Genomic DNA, 744 nt, shown 5'->3' with positions numbered 1-744 from the left:
CGGCGGCGGGGTTTTTGAGTCATGAGACGGAGAAGACACGTGAGACGGCGAAGGAAAAAACTCTTCAGCAAAAGGAGAGTAAGGAGAGGCGTAAGACGGAGGGGGAGCGCAGGACCGAGGGTAAGAGTCAGGGCAGGCGCATCAGCAAGGAGGAGGCGCGGAAGCGGGTTCTTTCCATGGAGAGCGGAGTTTCCGGGGTAATAGAGCTGGGGCTTCAGGAGATTTTTTTACCGCTCATAGCCGAGCGTGAGCGGAAGGGTTTGGGTCTCTGGGGCCGTTGTCAGGTGGCCGAACATCCGAAGCTCTGGGCGGAGTTTGGTGTAAGTTACTTTTCGGATGGAATGCTTGATAGGACGGGGCTTGAGTATTTTCAGCAGGCGGCGCGAACAAGGGCAAACATTGCGGACTCTCTGGGATTTGATGTAGAGAGAAAGATCAAGTCCTACGTGGGGTGTCTGGTCTGGTACGGGGCGGTGATCGGAGCGGCCGGAGAGCGTCTTTTAGCGGCCATTGGCGAGATAGGAGCCGGGAAGAAGGTTGGGGACGTGGTGAACGTTACGGATCTCGGGCTTGAGGATCTCTACGTGCTGGCGGACGAGGCGCTCAGGCGGACGGAGGAGAAGGCGCGGAAGGCGCTTTCCGGGGCGGAGGCGGACATTTTGCGTACCAGGTACGGGAGGGAGATTGCGCGGCTTTCGATGCTTGAAGGTGTGCGGTGTGCATTTGCCGGGGACGTGAACCGGG

The 744-nt window shown here is 58.9% G+C and carries 1 protein-coding gene; it reads left to right on the top strand.

The window, feature by feature from the left end:
- Positions 1–14: 14 nt before the first annotated feature.
- The coding region (locus TH606_RS11205) for a hypothetical protein (RefSeq protein ID WP_157627930.1) at positions 15–744 on the top strand (730 nt) is incomplete at its 3' end.

Origin of the sequence: Thermodesulfatator autotrophicus (assembly GCF_001642325.1) — a bacterium.
Classification (GTDB): Bacteria; Desulfobacterota; Thermodesulfobacteria; order Thermodesulfobacteriales; family Thermodesulfatatoraceae; genus Thermodesulfatator; species Thermodesulfatator autotrophicus.
Note: the sequence above shows the minus strand (reverse complement) of the source record. Positions and strands in the feature narration are given on the sequence as shown.